Origin of the sequence: Bradyrhizobium sp. SZCCHNR1015, from assembly GCF_032489875.1 — a bacterium.
GTDB lineage: Bacteria > Pseudomonadota > Alphaproteobacteria > Rhizobiales > Xanthobacteraceae > Bradyrhizobium.
The window spans coordinates 228,888-246,590 of the sequence record NZ_JAUEYW010000006.1; the positions used below are offsets into that span (position 1 = coordinate 228,888).

The window sequence follows — 17,703 nt, forward strand, 5'->3', positions numbered from 1 at the left end:
CTTTTTACGATCCCATTACGCCGAAAGCGGAGCGTCCGCGACAGGGCCGCCGGCCACGGGGCTAGGAGTTGCAGAAGTAAAATACGTATGCGTCCATGTGTCTCCGGGAGAACGGTAAGACGAGCAAAAATCGTTGTATGCGATTTGAACGAAGCCGTAAAATGGATCGTGAACCTCCACATACTCCAGGCCCGTACCATCCCGGGACCATCCGCCCACTCCGACAAAGTGGGCGCCAAAGCCGCCGGCCCACTGTATCCGGCAACCTAATGGCCGATCAGCATTCATTTCGCTCACGAGGTCCGCGAAGGATATGTCGGAGAGAATGAGACCGGCAAAGTGACCAACGCGAGTGAGCGCGCGGTCCAGGTACCACGCCCGATTGCATGCACCGCTCGCATCCACCCCACAGCAATCCAAAGGTGCCAGTTCACCTGAAGCAACTTCGCATTGTGTCCGATTGACCGCACCGTAGAAGATGGCGACGCTCGCGCTCACGGCAGCCCAGCACCAGAACTCTTGTTCCTGCATCTGAACCGCGAAGCCACTCAATGATTTCGAACCAGCGCCTCCACCGGTGGATCCCGACGGTACCGTCTGCATAGACATCCGTTAGTCCTTCGCCAGTATTCATTCCTGAAAATCAATAGGACGTGGGTGCATCAGACCGACGCTGTCATCTCAAGAACAGCCTCGGCGGCCCTTTACAACTTCAAACGTCCGAAATCTATCATAGATTGTAGATCTTTAAAATCAAACTATCCGAGTAGTCGGGGGAGGGAGAGGCGCCTAACTGTTGAGGCGATTTCCTCGCCGTGACCGACGAAGCCTTACATTGTAGATATAGGCGAGGATTTCAGTCGGCAGACCGCTTACCGCCAGTGGCCATAACGCCAGCAAGACGGTTGCCCTCGCGAGAAGGCTGCAGAGGGCTGCTCGGCACGAGGCAATCACTTCAGCGACACTCCGCCCTCAAATCGAGACAGCGATTTTTTCATTGGCCTCAGGATGCCGAGCGGTCCTGAGGCAACCGAACCAGCTCCGCCAGATAACCGGCCTGACAAGCGAAAGACCCAGCGCTTATTCCGAAAAATAAAAACATATTGCGTTTTATCGGAAATCATGATTATCTCCCCCGCATCCCGCCTCATCGCAGAGGGGCGTAGCGCGCGATCGTCACGACACGCGAGGTGGGGATGCGATGGCCGCGATCAAGTCGCAGCGTGTCTTCGGATGCGCGGACGAACGGCTTGGCACGGACGTGAAGTCGCAGCGTCCTGATACCCCGACGCTGGTATCAACCTGGCGCAATGCTAGCGCATTGCGCTGGGGATGGTGGCCAACAAGCCCGGCGCACCAGGGAGACTGCGTATAAGCGTGAAGACCGTCGCGCAGGGAATGCCGGAGTGTTCGGCTTTGCCTGTGGTACCTGCCGCCTGCTTTTTTTTCGCAGGCGGGCCATGGGTGAGGCCTTCACCCGGCATTCCCTGCGCCCTCTGCATGATTTGCGAGGGACGTGTTCGATGCATCACTCGGGCGAATCTCGCCGCGAGATCACGTCCTCATGTCTTCAACTCGATCGCTGTTTGAATCGTAAATCCGCCAAACCCACCGCTGTCGTCCCGGACAAGCCGTGACGCGCGCCAGCGGGTCGCGGCGCCGATCCGGGATCCATACGCAGCGGCGGACGTGATGGGAAAATGCCCATGACCAATTTGCCTCAAACCGCTCCCTGGGGGTATGGGTCCCGGCGTTCGCCGGGACGACGACGGAGTTGGTTGAGACAGACGCGCGCCGTCCTCGCCGACGTGTCGGACGAGCCGGGGCGCACACGAGCGCTACGCCGAAGCTGACGCCATGCTTCGCGGGACGGCGCCCGCGTCACCCCATCGCCAGCACCGCGACCGACAGCAGCGCCAGCATCACGGTCGAGCTCAACAGTTGCAGCGATCCCTCGGGCTGCGTGCGCCAGCGCAGCACCTTGTCGGCGAGGCCGAGCGTTGCGTCGTAGAACTCCGCCGCGTAGGCCTGCCTGAGCATGCGCTGAAAGCGCGGGCCTGCCGCCGAGGTCATGAGCACGTGGATGATGGTCGCGCTCGCGACGAAGCCGATGATCCCCGGCCGCAGCGCGGTGCAGTGCGCGAGCTTGAGGATCAGCGCGGCGCCGGCGTAGGTCGGGATGGCCTGGAACAGCGCGGTCAGCGCCATGCCTTCGAGCCAATTGAGCAGCGCCGCCTTCGGCGCGGAGGTGCTGGGGGAGGCGACGGTGAGCATGGCCTGGACATCCGGTTGCGGCGGCCCTCGGCGAGGACCAGACCGCTCCCGTCTAGCCGCCACGTCCGGCGCGGACCGTGAGACCTGTCACGCCGGGCACCGTCTCCGGGCCGAGGCGGAGGCACGCCGCAGACGAGCGGCGCGCCGCATCGACTAGGTCCGGCCCTGCCCGTTGACCTGGCCCTGCTGCTGCTGACGCTCCTGCTCGTTGGCGCGGTGACGGCCGTAGAGACAGCCGGCGGCGGCGCCGAGCACGCCGTGATGACCGGCATAATGGCCGGCGACGCCGCCGACGATGGCGCCCTTGATGCACCCCTTGGCCTCGGCGGCCTGCGTCGACAGCAGCGCCAGCGCTGCGACCGAGGCGGCCAGCATGGTCTTCGTGATCGACATCGTCATGATCGAGCTCCGCTTGGATTGGTGCGGGGTAACGGCGACGCCGCGGGCCGGTTCCCGGCTCGCAACCGGCATGACGCGTTGCGCGAACCTTGTCGCGCGCGGTGATGACCCAGAAGCTGAGAGATCAGCTGGATGAGCTGAGAGACGCCCCCCAGACATGATCGTGACGCGATCACCCGCCAAGCTTCCGTTCACCGTACCGGCGCATAGAGCTGGCCGACGGTTACACAGGTGGTTGACGGCCGCGCGCCGGCATCTCCAGAACGACATCGCCGACGCGGGTAGTCCCGTCAGTGGAGACAGGATGATCGAGCACATCAACAAGCAGCGTGTGCGCAGGCTGCTCGAGGCCCATGCCGCCGGCGATTTCGACAGCGTGCTGGCGCAGTGCACCGACGACATCGAGCACTTCGCCTCGGCGCCGATCGACATCTTCCCCCATCTCGGCCGCCGCCGGGGCAAGGCCGAGGTGCGGCAGATGTGGGAGACGTCCCGCAGCCGCTATGCCGAGGTCCGGCACGAGATCAAGACCATGATCTGCGAAGCCGACCAGGTCGCCGTCGATCTGCGCATCTTCCTGCGCAAGCGCGACAACGACCGCATCGTGCAGTACGACCTCGCCGCCTTCTATACGCTGCGCGACGGCCGCGTCGCCCGCATCCGCGAGATCATGGACACCTACGACCTGGTGCAGCAGGTGCTGGAATGCGATCTCAGCCGGCTGCTGATCGCGGGCGCCGCCCGGCCCTGACGCCGGCGCAGCCGTGGCCGACGACGGGCCGAGCCTGCCGATCACGCAAACGTCACCGACGGCTGCTGCATTGCCTTGAACCTGTGGCCCCGGCTCCGCACCCCATCAGCGGTGGTATACGGGGCATCGGTGACATGAGAATAGCATTCCTGGCGATGGCCGGACTGGTGATGGGCGTCGTCGGCGGCGCGACGATTGGAATCGGGCTTGGACTGGCCTGGATCGAGCTGTTCAACACCAGCGAGTTCGAAGGCTATGCGGGCATGCTGGTGTTCTTCACCTTCATGCCGCTCGGCGCCCTGATCGGCGGTCTCGCCGGCGCGACCCTGTTCGGCCTGGCCGCCTTCCGGGAGCACGAGGTCGCGATCGCGCAGCAGCGGTTGCAGCACGAAGGACGCTGACGGCCCCGGCGCCCGCGCGCGGGACCGGTAGCGGCGCGCATTTGTGCAATGCAAAAACAACCATTGCGCGCGCAGGTGGTTGATTTATGTGAGGCGTAAGAGAGATAGATTCGGCGCCCCGGCGCGACGTCGTTTCGACGTCGCCTCAAGGCCGGCGCGCCCCCTCGCAAGCCAGTTCAGGATCCCGACCCGATGACGGAGCACAGCCTCTGGCGTCTGTCGCGCGCATTGCATGGCGCGATCAACGACCGCCATTTCGACGATTTCGCCGCGCTTCTCGACGACGACATCGACTGGGCCATCTACGGCCCGATCGACATGTTTCCCTTCCTCGGCGCCCGGCACGGCCGCGCCGCCGTGCTCGACGCCGTCAGGCAGATCGCCGAGCATGTGAGCATCCGGCGGATCGAGCGCGAGACCCTGATGCTGGACGAGACCAGCGCGGCGACCATGGTCCGCTGCGCGATGACGGCGCAGGATTCCGACAAGCCGATCACGGCGCGGCTCGCGCAATTCATGCAATTCCGCGCCGGCAAGCTCGCCCGGCTGCGGATCCTGATCGATACGTTCGACCTGGTCGAGCAGACGCTCGGCCGCCCGATCGACCTGCCGCGCATCGGCAGCTTCGCCTGAGCCGCCCTGCCTGTTGGATTGTGGTCACAGTCACCGGCAACCCAACACATCGTGACTGGCGCAGCCATAATTTTGCGCCAAGATTCCACCATATTCCGGCACACAGGTTCGGGCGGCGGGGGTTGCTCTCATGACATCGTATGGTTGCGCGCTGGCGGTTTTCACGGCCGGCTTCGGGCTTCTTGCGTCCGCCGCCGATGCGCAGACGCTGATGCAGGCGCCGCAGCCGCTGCAGATCGCGCCGTGGCAGCAGATCGCGCCGGAGCCCGAGGACGAGGACAAGTCCGAGGACCAGGTGGCGGCAGCCGACCCGATGCAGGACATCGACGTCGAGAAGCTCGACTGGAGCCAGCTCGCGATCGACGACACCACCTTTCTCGACCGTCCCGAGGCCGCTGCCGCGGCGAAGCGCAAGGCCGCCGCCGAGAAGGCCGCCGCGCTCGACTGGTCGAACCAGAACAAGGGCAGCCTTGCCTCGGGCGTGTCGGTCAAGCAGTCGGTGTCGCCGTTCTGGGACGCCCGCGTCGGCGCCGACATGACGGTCGCGCGGCAGCCGACCACGATGTCGGAATTGCTGGCGGAGAAGGCCGAGAACGGCGGCAATGCTCCGGAGTCCGGCGGCTCGGCCTGGGCGGCCGTCACCGCGCCGGGTGCCGGCGCGATCTGGGACAAGACCGCCATCGAGGCCCGCGTCGATCCCGGCTCGGATCAGAGCCGGCTCGGCACCACCATCACCAAGGCGGTGCCGATCGATCACTACAATCTGACCCTGCAGAACGGCTACAACGTCACCCAGCAGGGCATGGTGCCGATTCCCGGCGCGGCGCCGAAGACCAGCCGCAGCTTCGACACCGAGCAGTCCGCCAGGCTCTCCATTGGCGACACCGGCACCAGCGTCACCGCAGGACAGACCTTGTCGTCGGGCGACGACAAATGGCTGCGCAAGGTCGGCGCCGAGCAGAAGCTATCGGATGGTCTCAGCGTCTCCGGCTCGGTCAGCGAGACCGCGCAGGGCGGCACCAGCAAGAGCATCTCGGCCGGCTTCAAGCGGAGCTGGTGACGTTCACCATTGCGGCAGCCCGCCACGAATGATCGAACGATCGCCGCAGCTTCGCCGCGGTGCGGCCCAATTTGGCCGCACTGATAGGCTTTGAGAAGTTCGTCGTGCGGGGACACCGCGCTCGCTTGAACGCGAAATGAGGAATTAGCCGATGAATGTCATTCGTCCGGACAAGATCGATGGAACTGAAGCCGAGCTGGATACGGATCTGGCCGCGGTCTCCGAAGTCGAGGCCGGCATTCGTGATTTCGTCCGTAACGATATCGCCTATCTGCGCCGCCCCAATGCGGCCGCCACGGCCGAGGCCTCGATCGACGCCGATGCAGCGGTGAACAGCGTCACCACGCTGATCCAGCGCGTCGCCGGCACCTCGCTGTCGGAGATCGAGAACCTGATCGGGGAGCTCGAGAGCCTGCGCGAGCTGCTGCATGCCGAGGGCCAGCGGGTGCAGCGCGAGATCGCGAGCTATGCGCAGCTCAGCCAGGCGGCGATGAAGTCGACCCGGGCCATCGCCGAGAACGTGACGCAGTGGAAGCGCGCCGCCGACGGCCTGCGCAGCAGCTGATCGTTCTTTCCGGAGCTTGAAGCGGACCGCCGTGCGAGCCATCGCGCGGCGGTTTTCGTCTTTGCAGCGCCACGTCCTTGAACGCGCCGCGGACCTCCCGCGACCAACTCCCGCCGCTCTCGCGGCGGGCAGGTTGCGTCAGGGGGGTGTCGCTTTCATGGAAACGATCCGGCCAGACAACACCGATCCGATTCCCCTGAGGCCTGAGCCTCAGCGGATCGGGATCATCATGGTCCGCTTCGTCGGATTGCTGCTGGTGGCCATGGCGGTCATGGTGCTCATCTGGAGCCGCTAGACCGCCTCTGCGAACAGGACCGCCCGGTCCGTTCTGGTTAAAGAGTAGTTAAGGCGCTACTCGTTGATCGTCGCTGACGTCTCCAGCGAGTAAGAACCGTCGGCATAGCCCTTCACGACCATCCCCGTCGCAAGCATCACCGCGAGCGTCACGCTGGCAAAGATAAAGCCGAGGAGTTTCAGACCACCGCGATCTGCCATACTCATCCCCCACATCCTGATCCCTGATTGGCTGTCTTATAGAGTCCGAGTTCAGAATGCGTTAGCGCGAACTTCGTTCCGTGCCGACAATCCTACGAAGCGTGACCTTTTCGCCTCAACCGTTGTTCCGCCTCGGGACAAAGGCCGACGCAAGCACCGAGAACACCAGCTCGCCGCGCTGATTGATGCCGGTGTTGCGCGCTTGCAGGATGCCCCATTCGGGGCGCGAGGCCGACTCGCGAAGCGAATCAATCTCGCTCGAGAAGCTGATCGTATCGCCTGCAAGCACCGGCTTGTGCCAGCGCAGCTCACGAAAGCCGGGAGAAGGACCTCCGAGAACGACCGGCTCGCCGCGCGAGCGCGCGATCTCCAGGAGACGCTGGTTGTCTGCGACGATCAGCTTCATGCAGACGGATCCGACGTGCCATCCCGATGCCGCGAGCCCGCCGAACAGCGATCGGCGGCCCTCTTCCTCGTCGAGGTGAAAACGCTGCGGATCGAATTGAACGGCGAACCGCTTAATCTCATCGGCCGTAAACGTGTAGGAGCCGAGCTCGCGGCGCTGGCCAACCTGAATATCCTCGAAGAAGCGCATCAGCCCACCTGCCCGCGGCTCTCGCGGCGCTCGACGATGATCGGAGAGACCATCTCGCAGAGTCTCAAGCCCGCCTCGTTGCGCACGCTGCACCTGAAGGTGACGATCCCCGTCGACGGACGGCTCCGCGACACCCGCGCTTCCAGAACCTCCACATCGAGCATCAGCTCATCGTCAGGACGCAACGGCGACAACCACCTGACCTCGTTGACGCCCGGCGAGCCGAGCGAGGCGGTGCGGCCGATGAAGCCGTCGAACATCATGCGCATCATCAGCGAGCAGAGGTGCCAGCCCGAGCCGGACAGGCCCTTGAGCATCGACTGCGAGGCGGCCAGTTCGTCCAGATGCATCGGCTGCGGATCAAACTCAGACGCGAAGGCGATGATCTCATCGCGGGTGACGTGTCGCGGGCCGAAGCTGCCGAACGGGCCTTGCGGAAAATCTTCGAAGGTGAGGGTCATGAGGTTGGGAATGGCTGAAAGAAGCCCGATTGTGGCCGCACTTTGCAGCAATCACAACCGGGCCGCTCGCATGGCTGACGCCCGGTCCAGTCGCAAGAGAGTGCCAGAAGGCGCCATATACCGGAATGAATTCGGCTGCCGCCGATGCCGTCTGGCGCGCAATTCGAGCACGACTTAAAGACGGATTTGACGACCGATTCGGACTGGCCGGGGGATCAGGATGTTGGAATTTCGCGATTTGTTCCAGTGGGACCGCTTCATCACGCCCACCATCATCAAGACGTTCTATTGGCTCGTGATTGCGCTGATCATCCTGTCGGGAATTCGCGGCATTTTCACGGGCCTCTCCGAAATGGCGATCAGCCCGTTCGGCGGTTTCCTGATGCTGCTGTCGTCGCTCGCCGGCATCATCGTCGGCATGGTGTTCTCGCGCATCATCGCCGAGTTCGTGCTGATCGTCTTCCGCATCAACGAGCACCTCGGCGCAATCCGCGAACAGGGGCGGATGTAGCCGCCCATGCGGCCTTAGTTGTTGAAGCGGAAGTGCATCACGTCGCCATCGGCGACGACATACTCCTTGCCTTCGAGGCGCAGCTTGCCGCCCTCGCGCGCGCCAGCCTCACCGCCGAGCGCGACATAGTCGGCATAGGCAATGGTCTCAGCGCGGATGAAGCCTTTCTCGAAGTCGGTGTGAATGACGCCAGCCGCCGCCGGCGCCTTGGTGCCGCGGTGAATGGTCCAGGCGCGCGCTTCCTTCGGACCGACGGTAAAGTAGGTGATCAGGTCGAGCAGCTGATAGCCGGCGCGGATGAGCCGATCGAGACCAGCCTCTTCGAGCCCGAGCGTCTCCAGGAAATCCACCCGCTCCTCGCGCGACAGCGTCGCGATCTCGGATTCGATCTTGGCCGAGATCACGACCGCGACCGCCCCCTCTTCCTTGGCGCGCGCGAACACCGCCTGTGAGAAACTGTTGCCGTCCTTGGCCGAGCCTTCCTCGACATTGCAGACGTAGAGCACGGGCTTGGAGGTGAGCAGTCCGAGCATGCCGAAGGCGCGCTCCTCCTCGGGCTTGCGCTCCAGCAGCCGCGCCGGCTTGCCGTCGCGCAGCAGCACGAGAGCACGGGTGACGAGCTCGTACTGCTCCTTGGCGTCCTTGTCGCCGCCCTTTGCCTTCTTGGAGAGGTTGTCGACCCGCTTCTCGAGGCTGTCGAGATCGGACAGCATCAGTTCGGTCTCGATGGTCTCGATGTCGGCGAGCGGCGCGATCTTGCCCTCGACGTGGGTGATGTCGGAATCCTCGAAGCAGCGGACGACATGCGCGATCGCATCGACCTCGCGGATGTTGGCAAGAAACTGGTTGCCGAGGCCCTCACCCTTGGAGGCACCGCGCACGAGGCCTGCAATGTCCACGAACGTGAGCCGCGTCGGAATGATCTGGCCGGACTTGGCGATCGCCGCGAGCTTCTCGAGCCGCGGATCGGGCACAGCGACCTCGCCGACATTCGGCTCGATGGTGCAGAACGGATAGTTCGCCGCCTGCGCGGCCGCCGTCTCCGTCAGCGCGTTGAACAGCGTCGACTTGCCGACGTTGGGCAACCCGACGATCCCGCATTTGAATCCCATGACCCGTCCCGCATCCTTTTGGACAACGCCCGAAGCGCTCACGCGGCGCCGGCGTCGCCCTTGTCCAGAAAACCTTTGGCCTGCAGCGCCAGATGCACCTTGTTGGCGAAGGTGGAGTCGCGCTTGCCGGTCAACAATTCAGCATTGTCGGCCACCGCCTCGCACAACGCCTCGACCCACGGCATGTCGGACTTGGCGAAGTCCGACAGCACGTGCCCATGCACCAGCTCCTTGACGCCGGGATGGCCGATGCCGAGCCGGACGCGGCGGTAGTCGTTGCCCAGATGCGCCGAGATCGAACGCAGTCCGTTATGACCAGCAATGCCACCGCCGACCTTCACGCGCAGCTTGCCCGGTTGCAGTTCGAGCTCGTCCTGAAACACGGTGACGTCGCCGACGCCGAGCTTGAAGAAGCTGGCCGCTTCCTGCACCGCGCGGCCGGATTCGTTCATATAGGTGGTCGGCTTCAGGAGAATGACGCGCTCGGAGTCGAGTGTGCCTTCGGACGTCTCGCCCTGAAACCTGCGCCGCCACGGCGAGAAGCGGTGACGCCGCGCGATCTCGTCAACGGCCATGAAGCCGATATTGTGCCGGTTGCGCGCATATTTCGCGCCGGGATTGCCCAGGCCGACAAACAGCAGCATGACGCGGCATCCGCACCCGCCGTCGCTTCGGGAAGCACGGGACCCGCCCGCGCTTCCCAGAAGCGGAACGGCTTACTTCTTCTTGTCGCCGCCAGCCGGCGCCTTGGCCGCGGCCGCGGGAGCCTTCGCAGCGGCAGCCGGAGCAGCAGCGGCGGGAGCCGCGGCAGCGCCAGCAGCAGCCTTCTGCTCCTCGCCATAGCCCGACGGCGGCACGATGGTGACGAGCGTCGCGTCGTCGCGCGATAGCGTCTTCACGCCAGTCGGCAGCTTGACGTCGGAGATGTGCAGCGAGTGGTTGATCTCGAGCGCGCTGACGTCGGCCTCGATGTACTGCGGAATGTTCTCCGCGAGGCACTCGAGCTCGAGCGTGTGGGTCACGATGTTGACGGTGCCACCGCGCTTGACGCCCGGCGCGCCTTCCGAGCCCACCACATGCAGCGGCACGCTGACGCGAATGGTCGCGCCCTGGCCGAGCCGCATGAAGTCGACGTGGATCGGGAAGTCCTTGACCGGATCGAGATGGAAGTCGCGCGGGATCACCCGGTGCTTCTTGCCGTCGAGGGTGACGTCGAAGATCGTGGTCAGAAACCGGCCTGCGAGGATGCGCTGGCGCAGCTCGCGGTCTTCCACCGAGATCGGCAGCGGGGGCTGGTTGTCTCCATAAATCACTCCGGGCACTCTCCCGGCGCGACGCTCTGCCCGTGCGGCCCCCTTGCCGACTGACGGACGGGCGGTCGCCTTCAGTTCTCTGACGGTCGCCATCGTGTTAAGTCCTTGTTTTAAAAAGTTAAAGGCCGCGATGCGGCCCGTTGCTGGACGTCCTTCGGCAAGCCTCCAGGGGTGCGGGGGCCGCGGACGTGGCGGCGTTCTAGCGGCAAACCCGGGAAATGACAAGGAAATGAAGGGACCGGCGGCCCCTTCATCCCACCAACTCTCCGGAGGTATTTCGCGCGCGGGTCAGCCGTCCGCGCTGCCGGCGCCCGGCGGCGTGCCGGCCGCGCCACCCAGCTTGGCTTCCAGCGCCGCGATCCGCGCCTTCAGCGCCTCGTTCTCCTCGCGGGCGAGCCGGGCCATGTCCTTGACCGCCTCGAACTCCTCGCGCTTCACGATGTCCAGGTCGTTCAGGATCTTTTCCGCCTGGTTGCGGATGACGGAATCGACCTCCCGCTTCATGCCCTGGGCGGCACCTGCGGCATCGTTCATCAGGCGGCCGAGTTCGTCGAAAAACCGGTTGTTGGTCTGAGTCATGTGAGAAACTCCGCGTCCCGCGACGAGCACGATGATGGAAGACAGAATGGCGATCCCTGTCGCCGCCCGCAAGATGGGCCGTCTTGTCATGCCTTGGTTTCCTTGTCATCGTACTTGTTGCGCCGGCCCGCGGCGCTGGTATGAGCAGCCCTGAGATCACATCGCGCCGCGCCCGTTCATGTGGCGGAGCTCGTTCGAAGCCCGCATCGCCCGCGGGCTTCCGGAAGCGGGACGCCGTGCCCACGAAAGCCAGTGAATGACGCCTCTCCTCATCGATTTCCCCGTGTTCGATCCGGTTGCGATCGCCATCGGCCCGTTCGCGATCCGCTGGTACGCGCTGGCCTATATCTGCGGCATCGTCATCGGCTGGCTCTACGCGCGCTCGCTGCTCAAGAAAGAGCGGCTGTGGGGCGGCCCGGCGCCGGTGTCGCTGGTCCAGCTCGACGACTTCATCCTGTGGGTCACGATCGGCATCATCCTCGGCGGCCGCACCGGTTACGTGCTGTTCTACAACCTGCCGTTCTTCATCGAGCACCCGCTGGAGATCTTCCAACTGTGGAACGGCGGCATGTCGTTTCATGGCGGCTTCATGGGCTGTGTGCTCGCCGTGATCTGGTTCGCCCGCCGCAACGGCCTGCCGATCATCTCGCTCGGCGACGTCACCACCGCGGTCGCGCCCATCGGCCTGCTGCTCGGCCGCATCGCCAATTTCATCAATGGTGAGCTGTGGGGCCGTGCCGCCGATGCAAGCGTTCCCTGGGCGATGATCTTCCCGCGCGATCCGACCCACCTCCCGCGCCATCCGAGCCAGCTCTACGAGGCCGGCCTCGAAGGCATCGTGCTGTTCATCGTGCTGGCGATCATGATCCGGTTCGGCGCGCTGAAACGGCCCGGCCTGATCCTCGGCAGCTTCATCACCCTCTACGGCGTGGCGCGCATCACCAGCGAGCTGTTCCGCGAGCCCGACAAGCAATTGGGCTTTCTCTGGGGTGGCCTGACCATGGGCATGGTGCTGTCGGTGCCGATGCTGATCATCGGCGCCATCCTGGTGGCGCGGGCGCTCCGCAGGCCTGAGAGTCGTCAAGCCACTCCCCCGCTGCAGGCCAATCCGTGATCGAAACCTCTCCGCTCCACACCGAGATCAAGCGGCTGATCAAGGCATCCGGCCCGATGCCGGTCTGGCGCTACATGGAGCTGTGCCTGATGCATCCGGAGCACGGCTACTACGTCTCGCGCGATCCGCTCGGACGCGAGGGCGACTTCACCACCGCCCCCGAAGTGAGCCAGATGTTCGGCGAGCTGCTCGGGCTGTGGGCGGCCTCGATCTGGAAGGCGACGGGATCGCCGCAGCAATTCCGGCTGATCGAGCTGGGGCCCGGCCGCGGCACCATGATGTCGGATGCGCTGCGGGCGCTGCGCGTGCTGCCGCCGCTGTACCAGACGATCTCGGTCCACCTGGTCGAGGTCAATCCTGTCCTGCGCGAAAAGCAGAAGGCGACGCTGACCGGCCTGCGCAACGTCAACTGGCACGAGAGCTTCGACGAGGTGCCGGAGGGCCCCAGCGTCATCTTCGCCAACGAGTATTTCGACGTGCTGCCGATCCACCAGATGATCAGGCGCGAGACCGGCTGGCACGAGCGCGTGGTCGAGCTCGACGACGAGGAGAACTTCGTCTACGGCGCGGCTGCGGATCCAACGCCCGGCTTCGAGCTGCTGCTGCCGCCGCTGGTGCGCGCCGCGCCGGCCGGCGCGATCTTCGAATGGCGGCCGAACATGGAAATGATGGCCATCGCCAGGCGCATCCGCGACCAGCGCGGCGCCGCCGTCATCATCGATTACGGCCATGTGCGCAGCGACGTCGGCGACACCTTCCAGGCCATCGCCCGCCATAGCTTCGCCGATCCCCTGAAGACGCCGGGGCTTGCCGACATCACCGCCCATGTCGATTTCGACGCGCTGGCGCGGGCCGCGGAAGCCGTCGGCGCGCGCGTTCACGGCCCGGTCACGCAGGGCGAGTTCCTGCAGCGGCTCGGCATCGAAACCCGCGCGCTGACCCTGATGCAGAAGGCCTCGCCGGAAGTCTCGGAGGACATCGCGAGCGGGCTGAAGCGCCTGACCGGCGGCGGCCGCGGCGGAATGGGGTCGCTGTTCAAGGTGCTCGGCATCTCCGATCCGGCCATTCCGGTGCTGGCGGGCATCAGCGACGAGCACACCAACGAGAAGACGGGAGGCGCGTGATGCTGGTATCATCGGATGTGATGTCCGCGGTCCCTGGCCTGCGCCATGCCTTCTTCACCCGCGAGGGCGGCGTCTCCGACGGCATCTATGCCGGCCTCAATGGCGGGCTCGGATCGCATGACGTGCCGGAGAACGTCCGTGAAAACCGCCGCCGCATGGCCGCCCATCTCGGCGTCGCGCCCGACCAGTTCCTCAGCCTGCACCAGATTCATTCGCCCGACGTCGTGGTTGCGACCGGGCCCTGGGACGGCCCCGTCAGGCCGAAGGCCGATGCGCTGGTGACCGCGACGCCGAATCTCGCGATCGGCGTCACCACGGCCGATTGCGGGCCGATCCTGTTCGTCGACCCGCATAAGCGCGTCATCGGCGCGGCCCATGCCGGCTGGAAAGGTGCGCTCACCGGCGTGCTCGAAGCCACGCTGCAGGCGATGGAGGAGCTCGGCGCAGAGCGCGGCCGGATCATTGCCGCGATCGGCCCCCTGATCCGCCAGCCGAGCTACGAGGTCGGCGCCGAGTTCGTCACGCGCTTCCTCGACGACGACGCCGAGCACGCGCGCTTCTTCCTGCCGTCGACGCGCGACGGCCACGCGATGTTCGACCTGGCCGGCTTCATCCGGATGCGGCTGGAAAACGCCGGCGTGCTGCTGATCGACGATATCGGCCTCGACACCTATGTCGACGAGCGCTTCTTCAGTTACCGCCGCTCGGTCCATCGCAGCGAGCCGGACTATGGCCGGCACGTCCATGCCATCATGCTCGAAGGCTGAAGCTGGGCGCGATTGTGGCCGCATGTGGATTGCTTAACCCTTTCTGTACAACTGAATGCACTCTGTCCCAATCTGTGGCAGCCGCGACCTAGACGTTAATCGATTTTAACGATATCGCTCCCGACGATGAGGGGAGCGCCGACACCACTTCGACGGATCAGCCGCGCTGCGCAGCACGCCTGCGTTGCCGTTTTGCTGATCACGTCCGCTGCAGCGCTCGGCGGCTGCGCGACCAGCGGCGGTCCGTCCAACGCCTACGCGATGGCGCCTGCATCGGATAACGCCACGATCGCCTTCGAGCAGATCGACGGCCCGCCACCGCAAATCTTCGACCGCATGGTCAGCGTGCTCGACAGCGAGTCCAAGCTGCGCAGCCTCGCCATCGTGTCGCGCGAGGCCCCTGCAGCGTATCGTGTCCGCACCTATCTCTCCGCCCAGGTCGTCGGCGGCAAGGGCGTGATCGCCTGGGTGTTCGACGTCTACGATCGCAATCAGCAGCGCGCGCTGCGGCTGTCGGGCGAAGAGCCGGTCGGACGCGGCGGCCGCGATCCGTGGAACAATGTCGACGACATGGTGCTTCGGAAAATCGCGCAGGCCGGCTTCAGCGGACTTTCGAACATGCTGAACGGCACCGCGCCCGTCGACGGCGCGCCCCCGGTGGCACCGGCCACCCGCGGCCCTGCGGTCGCCGTGGCCGAGCCCGCATCGCCGGCGTCCGGCGGCACCAGCGTCGCGGCCCTCGGCTACACCGACCGTTAGGCAAGGAGGCGCATTTTGCGCCGTTTTTGACCGGGAAAAACAGCCGTTTGACCGGGAAAAACACTTGCGGCGGGTTGCCATGCGCGCGGTGTCCTTGATATCACCTCGCCCGTGCAAAACTGCCGGTTCCATGGATCGCCCGATATGCTGAACAAGGTCTCCAGCGAGACGCGAGGAGAATTCACGATGTCGGCCAAGAACGGCTCCATCAAACTCGTCGCCGGCAACTCCAATCCGGCTCTCGCCGCCGGCATCGCCGCTGAGCTCGGGCTGCCGCTGACGAAGGCGGTGGTCCGGCGCTTCGCCGACATGGAGATCTTCGTCGAGATCCAGGAGAACGTCCGCGGCTCCGACGTCTTCATCATTCAATCGACGTCCTATCCGGCGAACGACCTGCTGATGGAGCTCCTGATCATCACCGATGCGCTGCGCCGCGCCTCCGCGCGCCGCATCACCGCCGTGGTGCCCTATTTCGGCTATGCGCGGCAGGATCGAAAATCTGCCTCGCGCACGCCGATCTCGGCCAAGCTCGTCGCCAACCTGATCACCCATGCCGGCGTCGACCGCGTCATGACGCTCGACCTGCATGCCTTGCAGATCCAGGGCTTTTTCGACATCCCGGCCGACAATCTCTATGCTTCGCCGCTGATGGTGCGCGACATCAAGGATCGGTTCGATCTCTCCAACCTCATGGTCGTATCGCCCGACGTCGGCGGCGTGGCGCGCGCGCGTGGCCTCGCCAAGCGCATCAACACGCCGCTCGCCATCGTCGACAAGCGCCGCGAGCGTCCCGGCGAGTCCGAGGTCATGAACGTGATCGGCGAAGTCTCCGGCCACACCTGCATCCTTGTCGATGACATCGTCGACTCCGGCGGCACCCTGGTGAACGCAGCCGATGCGCTTCTCAAGCACGGCGCCAAGGATGTCTACGCCTACATCACCCACGGCGTGCTCTCCGGTGGAGCGGCGAGCCGCATCACCTCCTCGCGCCTGAAGGAGCTCGTCATCACTGACTCCATCATGCCGACCGAAGCCGTCCGCAACGCGCCGAACATCCGCACGTTGCCGATCGCGCCGCTGATCGCCGAGGCGATCGGGCGAACCGCTGCCGAAGAGTCGGTGTCGAGCCTGTTCGACTGATATCGTCTCTCGTACGGCAAGAACGTCATCATCAAATTCCACTGTCATTCCCCGCGAAAGCGGGGAATCCAGTACGCCGCGGCGCCTCGATCAATCACAGCCATCTCCCTTTACTGGATCGCCCGGTCCCGTCTTCGCCTTCGGCTTTGACGCGGCCAAGAGCACTTTGGGCGCGCCGCAGCTTCAGCGAAGGCGGCAAGCCGGGCGATGACGCTGGTGTTTGGGCAAAGGGCCTGCCCCACACTCCCGTCATTGCGAGGAGCGCAGCGACGAAGCAATCCAGACTGCCTCCTCTGAAGGATCCTGGATTGCTTCTCTCCGCTCGCAATGACGCCTGTGGTATCTTTCATCAGGACAATATCCGACAGGACTTCCGCATAAGCCTCCGCGATCTCGCGGCGCGTGTTGCGTCCGAGCTTTGATCACAGCATCGCCCTCTTGGTGGAGGGCGCAGGGAAGGCCGGGCGCTGGCCGCGCCCGTGGCCCGCCTGCTCAAAAAAATGCAGGCGGCAGGTACCACAGGTCTGGCCGAACACACCCGGCCCTCCCTGCGCGATGGCTTTACGGCTGCTTCGCAGTCTCCCCGGTGCACCGGGCTTTCTGGCCACCGTTGCCCGCGCGGCGCGTGAGCGCCGGCACAGGCGTGACACCAGCGTCGGGGTGTCAGGACCGTGCGACTTGACCGTGCGTGCCGGATCGTTCGTCGGCGCGGCATCCGCCACGCTGCGACCCGACCCGCCCATCGCATTCCGCTGCCGACGTCCGTGACGACCGCGATACGTCCCCTTCCGACGCAACGGAACGAGCGGGACCATACTGCTGAGTTTGCGAAACCTCCAGCGATTTATTTTTATCCGAAGGGCTGGACAGGATTTGCGGAGAGAAACGTGATTTGGGCGACGGGCACGCGCTGGACCGAACGGACACTGACGCGGAGAGACGCGGCGGATTACGGCTTCGCCTAATCCGCCCTACGCTCAAACCCGTAGGGCGGATTAGCGCAGCGTAATCCGCCGTTGTCCAGCGCGAGAGTTTCAAGACAGCCTGATCCGGTCAACGCTCGCCGTAAGTCCCGTTCACATCGACATCGCCAGCCCAATCTGCGGAAATACTCCTTCACGCACGTCTCGGTGGAAGGACGAATGCGGCCAGTCCTCCACTCGACTTACCAGGCGAATGCTTCACCGGATTGATGTAACAATACTCCACGTGCCGGGCATAATCTTCCTCGTCGCGAATGAGATGCTCCCAAAACCGGCGCTGCCAGATGCCGCGTTCCTGGTTCGCTATCCGAGCGGCGCTGAGGTACTCCGTCTTTGGAAGCGCTCGTGCGAAACGGCTTTTGATCAAGCGCCAACGCGTTGAAAAATCCGCATCTTCGGGAGGCAAAGTCCAGACCGCATGAAGATGATCCGGCATGACGACGAAGGCATCGATTTCGAATGGAAAACGGCGCCTGGTAGCGGCGACGGCAGACCGCAGGACGTCGATGTGCTCGATCAGCAGAGCTTGACGTCGGTCGAGAAGGTTCACGGTGAAGAACCAGGATCCGCCCGGAACGAATGCGCGTCGATAGTTGGGCATGGAGCATGGTCCGCGTCGAGATGACCGACGTAAGCCTACTCGCTGAGGATGTATGGATTCAAGATT

The 17,703-nt window shown here is 64.7% G+C and carries 23 protein-coding genes and 1 pseudogene; 12 read left to right on the top strand and 12 right to left on the bottom strand.

The genetic code is table 11. The annotated features are described in order from the left end of the window. Nucleotides 1-15 precede the first annotated feature (15 nt). The 4 genes from QX128_RS33235 to QX128_RS12775 form a co-directional block, all read right to left on the bottom strand. Nucleotides 16-609, bottom strand: a complete 594-nt coding sequence (locus QX128_RS33235) for a papain-like cysteine protease family protein (protein WP_410051438.1) — start codon at nt 607-609, stop codon at nt 16-18. 341 nt (nt 610-950) lie between these two features. Continuing rightward, nucleotides 951-1,124, bottom strand: a complete 174-nt coding sequence (locus QX128_RS12765) for a hypothetical protein (protein WP_316217505.1) — start codon at nt 1,122-1,124, stop codon at nt 951-953. 757 nt (nt 1,125-1,881) lie between these two features. After that, nucleotides 1,882-2,274 carry a hypothetical protein gene (locus tag QX128_RS12770; protein ID WP_316237600.1) on the bottom strand — a complete coding sequence of 131 codons (393 nt, stop codon included), beginning with the start codon at nt 2,272-2,274 and terminating at the stop codon, nt 1,882-1,884. A 153-nt stretch (nt 2,275-2,427) separates the two neighbouring features. Continuing rightward, complete coding sequence (locus QX128_RS12775) at nt 2,428-2,649, bottom strand: hypothetical protein (RefSeq protein WP_316237659.1); 222 nt, start codon at nt 2,647-2,649, stop codon at nt 2,428-2,430. Nucleotides 2,650-2,977: 328 nt separating this feature from the next. On the opposite strand from QX128_RS12775, the gene QX128_RS12780 reads away from it, so the two are divergent. From QX128_RS12780 to QX128_RS12805, 6 genes are all read left to right on the top strand, one after another. Further along, nucleotides 2,978-3,424 (top strand): nuclear transport factor 2 family protein, encoded by a 447-nt coding sequence (locus tag QX128_RS12780; protein WP_316237601.1) that lies wholly within the window; start codon nt 2,978-2,980, stop codon nt 3,422-3,424. A 134-nt stretch (nt 3,425-3,558) separates the two neighbouring features. Continuing rightward, the gene (locus QX128_RS12785) at nt 3,559-3,825 is read left to right on the top strand and encodes a hypothetical protein (protein ID WP_315803283.1); all 267 of its coding nucleotides are present in this window, start codon (nt 3,559-3,561) and stop codon (nt 3,823-3,825) included. Nucleotides 3,826-4,017: 192 nt separating this feature from the next. Continuing rightward, complete coding sequence (locus QX128_RS12790; RefSeq protein ID WP_315803282.1) at nt 4,018-4,458, top strand: nuclear transport factor 2 family protein; 441 nt, start codon at nt 4,018-4,020, stop codon at nt 4,456-4,458. 130 nt (nt 4,459-4,588) lie between these two features. Further along, nucleotides 4,589-5,518 (top strand): hypothetical protein, encoded by a 930-nt coding sequence (locus QX128_RS12795; RefSeq protein ID WP_315803281.1) that lies wholly within the window; start codon nt 4,589-4,591, stop codon nt 5,516-5,518. A 151-nt stretch (nt 5,519-5,669) separates the two neighbouring features. Continuing rightward, on the top strand, nt 5,670-6,083 hold the full coding sequence (locus tag QX128_RS12800; RefSeq protein ID WP_315714086.1) for a hypothetical protein: 414 nt from the start codon (nt 5,670-5,672) through the stop codon (nt 6,081-6,083). Nucleotides 6,084-6,240: 157 nt separating this feature from the next. Then, nucleotides 6,241-6,378 carry a hypothetical protein gene (locus QX128_RS12805; protein WP_315803280.1) on the top strand — a complete coding sequence of 46 codons (138 nt, stop codon included), beginning with the start codon at nt 6,241-6,243 and terminating at the stop codon, nt 6,376-6,378. Nucleotides 6,379-6,434: 56 nt separating this feature from the next. Here the strand turns inward: QX128_RS12805 and QX128_RS12810 are convergent, their stop codons facing one another. The 3 genes from QX128_RS12810 to QX128_RS12820 all read right to left on the bottom strand — a co-directional run bounded on the left by QX128_RS12810 (nt 6,435) and on the right by QX128_RS12820 (nt 7,634). Further along, nucleotides 6,435-6,584, bottom strand: a complete 150-nt coding sequence (locus QX128_RS12810; protein WP_315714401.1) for a hypothetical protein — start codon at nt 6,582-6,584, stop codon at nt 6,435-6,437. Nucleotides 6,585-6,693: 109 nt separating this feature from the next. Further along, entirely contained in the window at nt 6,694-7,173 is a 480-nt protein-coding gene (locus QX128_RS12815; RefSeq protein WP_316237602.1) for a MaoC family dehydratase, read from the bottom strand. After that, nucleotides 7,173-7,634: a MaoC family dehydratase gene (locus QX128_RS12820; protein WP_316237660.1), complete on the bottom strand. Its 462-nt coding sequence runs from the start codon at nt 7,632-7,634 to the stop codon at nt 7,173-7,175. Before QX128_RS12820 ends, QX128_RS12815 begins: the two co-directional genes overlap by 1 nt. 220 nt (nt 7,635-7,854) lie before the next feature. On the opposite strand from QX128_RS12820, the gene QX128_RS12825 reads away from it, so the two are divergent. Then, nucleotides 7,855-8,145, top strand: a complete 291-nt coding sequence (locus tag QX128_RS12825) for a DUF4282 domain-containing protein (RefSeq protein ID WP_315714083.1) — start codon at nt 7,855-7,857, stop codon at nt 8,143-8,145. Between the two features lie 14 nt (nt 8,146-8,159). On the opposite strand, the gene ychF is transcribed toward QX128_RS12825, so the two are convergent. The 4 genes from ychF to QX128_RS12845 form a co-directional block, all read right to left on the bottom strand. Beyond that, nucleotides 8,160-9,257: a redox-regulated ATPase YchF gene (gene ychF / locus QX128_RS12830; RefSeq protein ID WP_315803277.1), complete on the bottom strand. Its 1,098-nt coding sequence runs from the start codon at nt 9,255-9,257 to the stop codon at nt 8,160-8,162. A gap of 38 nt (nt 9,258-9,295) precedes the next feature. Then, nucleotides 9,296-9,901, bottom strand: a complete 606-nt coding sequence (pth, locus tag QX128_RS12835) for an aminoacyl-tRNA hydrolase (protein WP_316177557.1) — start codon at nt 9,899-9,901, stop codon at nt 9,296-9,298. Nucleotides 9,902-9,973: 72 nt separating this feature from the next. Continuing rightward, entirely contained in the window at nt 9,974-10,663 is a 690-nt protein-coding gene (locus tag QX128_RS12840) for a 50S ribosomal protein L25/general stress protein Ctc (protein WP_315714080.1), read from the bottom strand. A 195-nt stretch (nt 10,664-10,858) separates the two neighbouring features. Beyond that, nucleotides 10,859-11,149, bottom strand: coding sequence for an accessory factor UbiK family protein (locus tag QX128_RS12845; protein WP_315714079.1), 291 nt, complete (start codon nt 11,147-11,149; stop codon nt 10,859-10,861). Nucleotides 11,150-11,405: 256 nt separating this feature from the next. Here QX128_RS12845 and lgt point away from each other — a divergent pair, with 256 nt between their 5' ends. From lgt to QX128_RS12870, 5 genes are all read left to right on the top strand, one after another. Next, complete coding sequence (gene lgt / locus QX128_RS12850; protein ID WP_315803274.1) at nt 11,406-12,263, top strand: prolipoprotein diacylglyceryl transferase; 858 nt, start codon at nt 11,406-11,408, stop codon at nt 12,261-12,263. After that, nucleotides 12,260-13,387, top strand: a complete 1,128-nt coding sequence (locus QX128_RS12855) for a class I SAM-dependent methyltransferase (protein ID WP_316237603.1) — start codon at nt 12,260-12,262, stop codon at nt 13,385-13,387. Before lgt ends, QX128_RS12855 begins: the two co-directional genes overlap by 4 nt. Before the next feature lie 20 nt (nt 13,388-13,407). Continuing rightward, nucleotides 13,408-14,154, top strand: a complete 747-nt coding sequence (gene pgeF / locus QX128_RS12860) for a peptidoglycan editing factor PgeF (protein ID WP_410053148.1) — start codon at nt 13,408-13,410, stop codon at nt 14,152-14,154. 126 nt (nt 14,155-14,280) lie between these two features. Beyond that, nucleotides 14,281-14,913: a hypothetical protein gene (locus QX128_RS12865; RefSeq protein ID WP_316177552.1), complete on the top strand. Its 633-nt coding sequence runs from the start codon at nt 14,281-14,283 to the stop codon at nt 14,911-14,913. A gap of 186 nt (nt 14,914-15,099) precedes the next feature. Continuing rightward, nucleotides 15,100-16,053, top strand: coding sequence for a ribose-phosphate pyrophosphokinase (locus QX128_RS12870; RefSeq protein WP_315803270.1), 954 nt, complete (start codon nt 15,100-15,102; stop codon nt 16,051-16,053). A gap of 1,053 nt (nt 16,054-17,106) precedes the next feature. Here QX128_RS12870 and QX128_RS12875 read toward each other — a convergent pair. Beyond that, nucleotides 17,107-17,637: pseudogene (locus QX128_RS12875) on the bottom strand (REP-associated tyrosine transposase). Nucleotides 17,638-17,703: the final 66 nt, after the last annotated feature.

Excerpts from the sequence above, each read along its gene's own strand:
- QX128_RS33235 (WP_410051438.1), bottom strand. The coding sequence starts at position 609 with ATGTCTATGCAGACGGTACCGTCGGGATCCACCGGTGGAGGCGCTGGT.
- QX128_RS12765 (WP_316217505.1), bottom strand. The coding sequence starts at position 1,124 with ATGATTTCCGATAAAACGCAATATGTTTTTATTTTTCGGAATAAGCGC.
- QX128_RS12775 (WP_316237659.1), bottom strand. The coding sequence starts at position 2,649 with ATGCTGGCCGCCTCGGTCGCAGCGCTGGCGCTGCTGTCGACGCAGGCC.
- QX128_RS12780 (WP_316237601.1), top strand. The coding sequence starts at position 2,978 with ATGATCGAGCACATCAACAAGCAGCGTGTGCGCAGGCTGCTCGAGGCC.
- QX128_RS12865 (WP_316177552.1), top strand. The coding sequence starts at position 14,281 with ATGAGGGGAGCGCCGACACCACTTCGACGGATCAGCCGCGCTGCGCAG.
- lgt (WP_315803274.1), top strand. The coding sequence starts at position 11,406 with ATGACGCCTCTCCTCATCGATTTCCCCGTGTTCGATCCGGTTGCGATC.
- QX128_RS12840 (WP_315714080.1), bottom strand. The coding sequence starts at position 10,663 with ATGGCGACCGTCAGAGAACTGAAGGCGACCGCCCGTCCGTCAGTCGGC.
- ychF (WP_315803277.1), bottom strand. The coding sequence starts at position 9,257 with ATGGGATTCAAATGCGGGATCGTCGGGTTGCCCAACGTCGGCAAGTCG.
- QX128_RS12870 (WP_315803270.1), top strand. The coding sequence starts at position 15,100 with ATGTCGGCCAAGAACGGCTCCATCAAACTCGTCGCCGGCAACTCCAAT.
- QX128_RS12785 (WP_315803283.1), top strand. The coding sequence starts at position 3,559 with ATGAGAATAGCATTCCTGGCGATGGCCGGACTGGTGATGGGCGTCGTC.
- QX128_RS12845 (WP_315714079.1), bottom strand. The coding sequence starts at position 11,149 with ATGACTCAGACCAACAACCGGTTTTTCGACGAACTCGGCCGCCTGATG.
- QX128_RS12815 (WP_316237602.1), bottom strand. The coding sequence starts at position 7,173 with ATGCGCTTCTTCGAGGATATTCAGGTTGGCCAGCGCCGCGAGCTCGGC.
- QX128_RS12825 (WP_315714083.1), top strand. The coding sequence starts at position 7,855 with ATGTTGGAATTTCGCGATTTGTTCCAGTGGGACCGCTTCATCACGCCC.
- QX128_RS12790 (WP_315803282.1), top strand. The coding sequence starts at position 4,018 with ATGACGGAGCACAGCCTCTGGCGTCTGTCGCGCGCATTGCATGGCGCG.
- QX128_RS12805 (WP_315803280.1), top strand. The coding sequence starts at position 6,241 with ATGGAAACGATCCGGCCAGACAACACCGATCCGATTCCCCTGAGGCCT.
- QX128_RS12770 (WP_316237600.1), bottom strand. The coding sequence starts at position 2,274 with ATGCTCACCGTCGCCTCCCCCAGCACCTCCGCGCCGAAGGCGGCGCTG.
- QX128_RS12820 (WP_316237660.1), bottom strand. The coding sequence starts at position 7,634 with ATGACCCTCACCTTCGAAGATTTTCCGCAAGGCCCGTTCGGCAGCTTC.
- QX128_RS12810 (WP_315714401.1), bottom strand. The coding sequence starts at position 6,584 with ATGAGTATGGCAGATCGCGGTGGTCTGAAACTCCTCGGCTTTATCTTT.
- pgeF (WP_410053148.1), top strand. The coding sequence starts at position 13,408 with ATGTCCGCGGTCCCTGGCCTGCGCCATGCCTTCTTCACCCGCGAGGGC.
- QX128_RS12795 (WP_315803281.1), top strand. The coding sequence starts at position 4,589 with ATGACATCGTATGGTTGCGCGCTGGCGGTTTTCACGGCCGGCTTCGGG.
- QX128_RS12800 (WP_315714086.1), top strand. The coding sequence starts at position 5,670 with ATGAATGTCATTCGTCCGGACAAGATCGATGGAACTGAAGCCGAGCTG.
- pth (WP_316177557.1), bottom strand. The coding sequence starts at position 9,901 with ATGCTGCTGTTTGTCGGCCTGGGCAATCCCGGCGCGAAATATGCGCGC.